General features: G+C 64.9%; 8 protein-coding genes and 1 pseudogene. 4 read left to right on the top strand and 5 right to left on the bottom strand.

Features of this window, described 5'->3' with window-relative positions:
• A pseudogene (locus tag FBZ93_RS11205) lies at positions 1 to 408 on the top strand (IS5/IS1182 family transposase); the annotation flags it as partial.
• Positions 409 to 498: 90 nt separating this feature from the next.
• Here FBZ93_RS11205 and rimO read toward each other — a convergent pair.
• Entirely contained in the window at positions 499 to 1,824 is a 1,326-nt protein-coding gene (gene rimO / locus FBZ93_RS11200) for a 30S ribosomal protein S12 methylthiotransferase RimO (protein ID WP_146985961.1), read from the bottom strand.
• 120 nt (positions 1,825 to 1,944) lie between these two features.
• On the opposite strand from rimO, the gene FBZ93_RS11195 reads away from it, so the two are divergent.
• From FBZ93_RS11195 to FBZ93_RS11185, 3 genes are all read left to right on the top strand, one after another.
• Positions 1,945 to 2,535 (top strand): ANTAR domain-containing response regulator, encoded by a 591-nt coding sequence (locus FBZ93_RS11195; RefSeq protein WP_028332037.1) that lies wholly within the window; start codon positions 1,945 to 1,947, stop codon positions 2,533 to 2,535.
• Positions 2,532 to 3,689 carry a CmpA/NrtA family ABC transporter substrate-binding protein gene (locus FBZ93_RS11190; RefSeq protein WP_146985959.1) on the top strand — a complete coding sequence of 386 codons (1,158 nt, stop codon included), beginning with the start codon at positions 2,532 to 2,534 and terminating at the stop codon, positions 3,687 to 3,689. The genes FBZ93_RS11195 and FBZ93_RS11190 overlap by 4 nt, the downstream gene beginning before the upstream one ends.
• Before the next feature lie 252 nt (positions 3,690 to 3,941).
• Positions 3,942 to 4,094, top strand: a complete 153-nt coding sequence (locus FBZ93_RS11185; protein ID WP_167528993.1) for a hypothetical protein — start codon at positions 3,942 to 3,944, stop codon at positions 4,092 to 4,094.
• Between the two features lie 74 nt (positions 4,095 to 4,168).
• On the opposite strand, the gene FBZ93_RS11180 is transcribed toward FBZ93_RS11185, so the two are convergent.
• From FBZ93_RS11180 to pxpB, 4 genes are all read right to left on the bottom strand, one after another.
• Positions 4,169 to 4,582 (bottom strand): hypothetical protein, encoded by a 414-nt coding sequence (locus tag FBZ93_RS11180; protein ID WP_146985956.1) that lies wholly within the window; start codon positions 4,580 to 4,582, stop codon positions 4,169 to 4,171.
• 150 nt (positions 4,583 to 4,732) lie between these two features.
• Complete coding sequence (locus FBZ93_RS11175; RefSeq protein ID WP_146985954.1) at positions 4,733 to 5,506, bottom strand: LamB/YcsF family protein; 774 nt, start codon at positions 5,504 to 5,506, stop codon at positions 4,733 to 4,735.
• 86 nt (positions 5,507 to 5,592) lie between these two features.
• Positions 5,593 to 6,627, bottom strand: coding sequence for a biotin-dependent carboxyltransferase family protein (locus FBZ93_RS11170; RefSeq protein ID WP_146985952.1), 1,035 nt, complete (start codon positions 6,625 to 6,627; stop codon positions 5,593 to 5,595).
• Positions 6,624 to 7,355: a 5-oxoprolinase subunit PxpB gene (gene pxpB / locus FBZ93_RS11165; RefSeq protein ID WP_146986046.1), complete on the bottom strand. Its 732-nt coding sequence runs from the start codon at positions 7,353 to 7,355 to the stop codon at positions 6,624 to 6,626. Before pxpB ends, FBZ93_RS11170 begins: the two co-directional genes overlap by 4 nt.
• Positions 7,356 to 7,411: the final 56 nt, after the last annotated feature.

Raw genomic sequence — 7,411 nt, 5'->3', positions numbered from 1 at the left:
GCCCTGCACGGCAATCCCTTCGATGGGCACACGCTCGGCCCCGTGATCGCCGACATGGAGAAGCTCACCGGCGTGGAGGCTCGCCGTATCCACGTCGACAAAGGGTATCGCGGCCACAATCACCCGCATCGGTTCAGAGTCTGGATCTCGGGTCAGGTCCGCCGCGTCACAGCTCCCATCCGCCGCGAGATGAGGCGTCGCGCGGCTGTCGAGCCCGTCATCGGTCACATCAAGGCCGAGCACCGCATGGACCGCAACTATCTCAAAGGGCGTCCCGGCGACTGTATCAACGCTGTCCTCGCCGCCGCCGGCTACAACTTCGGCCTGCTCCTGCGATGGCTCGCAGAGCTCTTGCGTGCCATCATCCGAGCCTTCCTCGAGACCATCCCGGCGCCAAATATCGCCTGAGCCCGGCGGCGCGCCGGTTCTTCACGAACGACTTATCACTTCGGCGCTGAGAAAGTCTGTCGCTTTAGTTTGGACTAAGACGAGATCGCGTCAGAACCCCGCGACGCTGCCGTGCAGGTCGTATTCGTCGGAGCGTTCGATCTTGGCGGTGACGATCTCGCCGACTTTCAGCGGGCGGCGGCTGGTGAGATAGACGGCGCCGTCGATCTCCGGCGCGTCGGCCTTTGACCGGCCTTTTGCGACCGTCGGGCCGACCTCGTCGATGATCACCTGCTGGCGGGTGCCGACCTTGCGCTTGAGGCGGCGCGCGGAAGTCTTCTGCTGCTGCGCCATCAGCGCGTTCCAGCGCTCCTGCTTGACCTCGTCGGGCACCGCATTGGGAATTGCGTTCGACGTGGCGCCGGCGACCGGCTCGTATTTGAAGCAGCCGAGGCGATCGATCCCGGCTTCATCCAGCCAGTCGAGCAGATAGGCGAAATCGGCATCGGTCTCGCCGGGGAAGCCGACGATGAAGGTCGAGCGCAGCGTCAGCTCCGGGCATTGCTCGCGCCACTTCTGGATCCGCGCCAGCGTCTTCTCCTGCGCGGCGGGGCGCTTCATCGCGCGCAGCACGTCGGGGCTCGCATGCTGGAACGGGATGTCGAGATAGGGCAGCACCTTGCCCTCGGTCATCAGGCCGATGACCTCGTCGACATGCGGGTAGGGGTAGACATATTGCAGCCGCACCCAGGCGCCGAGCTCGCCGAGCTCCTTCGCCAGATCGTAGAATTTCGCGCGGATGCTGCGATCCTGCCACGGGCTCTCGGCGTATTTCAGGTCGACACCATAGGCCGAGGTGTCCTGCGAGATCACCAGCAGTTCCTTGACGCCGGCCTTCACCAGTTTCTCGGCCTCGCGCAGCACATCATTGGCCGGCCGCGACACCAGGTCGCCGCGCAGCTTCGGAATGATGCAGAAGCTGCAGCGATTGTTGCAGCCTTCGGAGATCTTCAAATAGGCGTAGTGCCGCGGCGTCAGCTTGACGCCCTGCGGCGGCACCAGGTCGAGGTGCGGGTTGTGCGCCGGCGGCAGCGCGCGGTGCACGGCGTCCAGCACGCTCTCATATTGCTGCGGTCCGGTGATCGAGAGCACGCCGGGATAGGCGCTCTCGATCTGCTCCGGCTCGGCGCCCATGCAGCCGGTGACGATGACCTTGCCGTTCTCGGCCATGGCCTCGCCGATCGCCGCCAGCGATTCCTGCTTGGCGCTGTCGAGGAAGCCGCAGGTGTTGACGATGACGATGTCAGCCCCGTCATGCTTGCGCGCGAGCTCATAGCCCTCCGCGCGCAGCCGGGTGATGATGCGCTCGGAATCGACCAGCGCCTTGGGGCAGCCCAAGGACACAAAGCTCACTTTCGGCGCGGCGGCCTCTTGCATATCTTCCCAAATCTGCCTGATTGATGGGCAGGAGCTAGTCCCAATTGCCGAGAATTACAACCCTTTCCGCGCGCTTCCGGCGTGATATGGATGGACTTTGCCGGGCTTTAAGAGTTGTCGATGAGCGCTGAATCGTCTCCCAAGATCGTCATTGTCGACGAGAGCCCGATCCGTGCGGCCATCCTGGAGGAGGGATTGCGGGAGGCCGGCTACACCGATGTGGTCCATATCAGCGAGATGCAGAGCCTGCTCTCCCGGATCTATGCGCTCGACCCCGAAATCATCGTCATCGACCTCGAGAACCCCAGCCGCGACGTGCTGGAACAAATGTTCCAGGTGAGCCGTGCCGTGCGCCGGCCGATCGCGATGTTCGTCGACCAGAGCGATGCTGCTTCGATCCAGGCCTCGGTGGAGGCGGGCGTCTCAGCCTACATCGTCGACGGCCTCAAGAAGGAGCGCATGAAGCCGATCCTCGATCTCTGCGTGTCCCGCTTCAATGCCTTCGCCAAGCTGCAGGACGAGCTCGACCGCACCAAGCACGCGCTGGAAGAGCGCAAGGTGATCGACCGCGCCAAGGGTATCCTGATGAAGGTGAAGGGGCTGACCGAGGAAGAGGCCTATGTGCTGATGCGCTCGACCGCGATGCGCGAAAAAAAGAAGATCGGCGAGATCGCGCAATCGATCCTGACGGCGTCGGAGCTCTTGAAATGACCACACCCCTGCACGTCGGGTTCATTCCGCTGGTGGACGCAGCCGCATTGATCGTCGCTGTCGACAAGGGATTTGCCGCGGCCGAAGGTCTCGACGTCACCCTGGTGCGGGAAGTGTCGTGGTCGAACGTCCGCGACAAGCTCAATATCGGCCTGTTCGACGCCGCCCATTTGCTGGCGCCGGTGGCGATTGCCTCGACCCTTGGGCTCGGCCACGTCAAGGTGCCGATCGCAGCGCCCTTCAATCTCGGGCTCAACGGCAATGCCATCACGGTATCGCCGGCGCTGCATGCCGCGCTGATGGAAGAGATCGACGGCGACCGCTTCGATCCGATGGCGACCGCGCAGGCGCTCGCGCGGGTGGTTGCAAAACGACGCAAGAGCGGGGCCGAGCCGCTGACCTTCGGAATGACGTTCCCGTTCTCGACCCACAATTATCAATTGCGGTTCTGGATGGCCGCGGGCGGCGTCGATCCCGACGAGGACGTCCAGCTCGTGGTGCTGCCGCCGCCCTACATGGTCGACAGTCTCGCCAACGGCCACGTCGATGCATTCTGCGTCGGCGCGCCCTGGAATTCGATCGCGGTCGATCTCGGCATCGGCCACATCCTGCATTTCGTCTCCGATATCCTGCTCAGCGCGGTGGAAAAGGTGCTGGCGGTGCGCCAGAGCTGGTCGGACAAGCATCCCAATGTCGTCGCCTCGCTGGTGCGCGCGCATCTGCGCGCTGCGGAGTTCATCGAGCAACCGGAGAACCGGCCTGAGGTCGCGCGGCTGCTGGCGCAGCCCGAGCGGCTCGGCGTCGACGCCAGTGTCATCCAGCGCACGTTCGATGGCCGGCTGAAGATCTCGCCCGACGGCACCATGCGTGAGAGCAACCGCTATTTGCTGGTCGGGCGCGAGGCAGCCGCGCGGCCTGATCCGGGGCAGGCGGCCTGGTTGTACGCCCAGATGGTGCGCTGGGGCCAGACGCCATACCGGCCGGAGGCGCTGAAGGCGGCCATGGCGGTGTTCAGGCCCGACCTCTACGACGCCGCATCCGGACGCCCGGCAGGCGCCTCCAACGCCATCGGCGCGTTCGCCGGTCCGCCGTTCGATCCGGCCGACGTCCCAGGCCATCTGGCTGCATTCAAGATCGGGCGCTGGAAGCCCTGAATGCGGGGCGACGGCCACCTCCAGCTCCTTTGCATGGGGTTGTTTTCGATATTTTCGGTCGGTGCGGGACCGGCGCGGGTTCCCGACGCCTCGAATTGCAACGAATAAGATTCTCGAGCCTGCGCTCGAGGAGGAATATTCCTCTCGGAACCGTGTTCCCGGCGTCGTCGGCGTCGCTATTTTTGCCACCCGCTTGAATTGCGGTGCGAACGATATTCCATAGGCCGGAGAATGGGGCGTTGGAGATCGACCATGCGCGAGCTATCGGCGGAAGCCCGCCTGCACTTTTACGCGCGACAAGTTTCGAGGAAGTCCGGGGCCGGAATTCACACTGCGGCGCTGTACAGCGCCTTTGCCGTGATCGCGGCGATCGTGTTCGGAACGCTGTCCGTCCACCCGTTCTGAGACCTTCAGAAAATTCAAAAGCCGCCGTCTGATGCGATCAGGCGGCGGCTTTGTGTTGGCTGGATGGGGATCGCTCAGTAGCGGCCGTAACCGTATCCGTAGCCGTAACCGCCGCCGCAGGTGTTGCAGGTCTGCTGAACCGGCGCGTAGTAGGAATAGCCCGGCGAGACCATTTCGGTGCGCTCCTGCGTGGCGTATTGCGGTGCGATCCGCTCATAGGCGACGCCTTCGGGTGCGACCATCACGGTCTTCGGCACCATCACCGTGCGATACTGCGCGGGCGTGCGATGCGCGACGACGCGGCCCGGCGCCACCATCACGGTTTCCTGCACCGTGCGATATTGCGGCGGCACCGTCTGCACCTGATAGCAGGTCGCGCAAGGCTGGGGCGGCGGCGTATAGCAGCTGTAGCAGCCGGCCGAGGCCGCGCTGGTGAAGGCGGCCGTGGCAACCGCTGATATTGCGAGGGAGAGGCTGGTGCGGAACATGCTTTGGTACCCAATTTCCTGAGAGGACAATCAAAGGCTCGGAAGCTGCACCTAACAATCAAACGGCAAGTTTGGGTTTAAGAAGACTCTTAACGAAATCTAAAAGGGCCGGCGCGGCGGCCGACCCTTGTCGAATGATGTATTCGTGGCTCAGTGCGCGGTCTTGAACGGCGCAACCGTGATGCCCGCCTGCTTCAGCGCTGCGCGCAGATCGCGCGCGATCTCGACGGCGCCATGCGTGTCGCCATGGATGCAGACGGTGTCGGTCTGCATCTTGATCACCTTGCCGGTGACCGAGACGACTGCACCATCCTGCACCATCCGCACCACGCGCTCGGCGATCGCCTTGGGATCGTGCAGCACCGCGCCCGCCTTCTTGCGCGACACCAGATTGCCGTCGTCCTCATAGGCGCGGTCGGCAAACACCTCATGCGCCATCCGTAAGTTGGCGGCTTCGCCGGCGCGCACCAGCTTCGAGTTTGCGAGCACCACGAACACGAGGCTCGGATCGACGGCCTTGATCGCATTGGCGATAGCCCGCGCGGTCATGTCGTCCTCGCAGGCGACGTTGGAAATCGCGCCATGCGCCTTCACATGGGTGACCTTGTGGCCGGCCGCGGTTGCGATCGCCTGCAAGGCGCCGATCTGGTAGGCGATCAGGTTCTCGATCTCCGACGACGTCAGCCCCGGCATCGGACGGCGGCCGAAACCATGCAGGTCGCGATAGCCGGGATGGGCCCCGACGCTGACGCCGCGCGCCTTCGCGAGCTCGACCGTCTTGCGCATGATGTCGGCATCGCCGGCATGAAAGCCGCAGGCGACGTTGACCGAGGTCGCAAGCTCGATCATCGCCGCATCATTGCCCATTTCCCAGGGGCCAAAGCTTTCGCCGAGATCGCAGTTGAGGTCGACAGTTTTGGTCATGACGATCGATCCGTTTGTTGTTGGTGGCTCGCTTGTTTGAGCATCGTCTTGTCGGAAAACCGCTTCGCACTTGTCCGGACGATGCTCTAGGGTACCGCAACTTGCCAGGTCGACACATCGACGGCGCTGACCGCCTGACCCGCGACGTTAGCATCCCGCAGCGCCTCGATGTTGAGGCCGAGATCCTCGATGCCGCGGAGGCGGTCGGGCAGGGAATGCAGCAACGCGTGGAACTTGATCGCTTCGGCCTGCGCTTCCGCCATCGTCACCGCCTTGAAGCGGAACGGCCGGCCGGCCGAGATCTGCGCGAAGCGGCCGAAGTCGGCTGTGATCACGGTCGCGATCTTCGGATAGCCGCCGCTGGTGCCGCGGTCCGGCATCAGCACGATCGGCTGGCCGTTGCCGGGCACCTGGATGCTGCCGGTCACGGTGCCGTCGGAGACGATGTTGTGGCCGTCGAGGTGTTTTATCACAGGGCCTTCGAGCCGGTAGCCCATGCGGTCGCTGGTGGCCGAGATCTTCCACTCGCTGTCGATGAACAGCTTCTTGTTGTCCTCGGCGAACTCGTCGTCCTGCGGGCCGAACACGATGCGGATCGGCGCGTCCGTCGCGGCCGGCAATTCGATGCGGCGCTCGGCGGCGCTGCTCGCGGCCTGCGTCTTCAACTCGTCGCCGCTCTGCAGCGGCCGCGGGTAGGGACTGCCGAGCCCGGCCCGGGCATTGACGGCGAGACTGCCGAACATCGGCTCGCCTTCGATGCCGTGCTCGATGGCGAGATAGCTGAATGAGCCGCCGCGCGCGAAGCCGAGATTGAGCGTCTCGCCCTCAGCGAGTGTCGCCGAACTGTCGAAGGCGACCGGTCGGCCGCCGATATCAGCGTTGCGCGATGCGCCGGCGAGCCCGACGCGCACCGCGCCGCCGCGCGCCGTGAAGGCGGCGCCGAACGGGCCGATCTCGACCGCGGCAGCAAGCAGCTCGTTGCCGACCAGCGCATTGGCGGCCGCCAGCGAAAGCCGGTCCATGGCACCGCTCGGCACCAGGCCATAGCGCTGCGAGCCCGGGCGCCCGCCGTCTTGCACCGAGCTTGCCGGGCCGATCGAGGTGACGACGAGTTTGCTCATGGCGTCACCAGTTCTGCGACGAACGCGCCGGCCTCGGCGGCGCGGTCCTGCTCGGCAAAGGTCTTGGCGTCGATCGCCGTGAAGGTGATGGCGTCGCCCGGCTCCAGCAGGAAGGTCGGATCGCGATGCAATTGGTAGGTTCGCACCGGGGTGCGGCCGAGCAGGTGCCAGCCGCTCGGGCCGGCCAGGCACTGCACGCCGGTCTGGATGCCGCCGATCGAGATGGTTCCGGCCGGGGTCAGCAGCCGCGGGTCCTTGCGCCGGGGCATGTGCAGGAACGTCTCCAGCCCGCTGAGATAGGACCAGCCGGGCGTGAAGCCGATCATCGCGACGCGATAGTCGCCGGCGACATGGCGGGCGACGATGTCATCGGGCGTGGTCTGGAGCGTCTTCGCGACATCCTCGAGATCGATGCCGTGCTCGCCGCCGTAGGTGACCGGGATGCGCCAGCGCCGTGTTCCGGTCTCGGACGGTAGCGCCTTGGCAGCACGCGCAAGAATCTCCTCGCCGAGCGCATCGAACCTGATCTGCACGGGATCGTAATGCACCAGCAGCGACCGGTAGGTCGGCACGGTCTCGGTAATCCCCGCGATCGGCTCGGCTGCGATCAGGCGGTCGAGCGCGAGTACGCGCCGGTTGGCGGCGTCGTCGATGGTGCGGCTGAATTCCACCGTGATGGCGCTGTCGCCACTCGGCAAAAGGCGGGGAGGACTTAAGGGTTCGGCCATTTGGATCAAGCGGACTTCGTTGGCCATCAAGCTAGCGTGTTTCGATTAAAAACGGA

The organism is Bradyrhizobium macuxiense (genome assembly GCF_007993935.1).
Taxonomy (GTDB): domain Bacteria; phylum Pseudomonadota; class Alphaproteobacteria; order Rhizobiales; family Xanthobacteraceae; genus Bradyrhizobium; species Bradyrhizobium macuxiense_A.
This window is presented reverse-complemented; position numbering and strand designations above follow the sequence as displayed.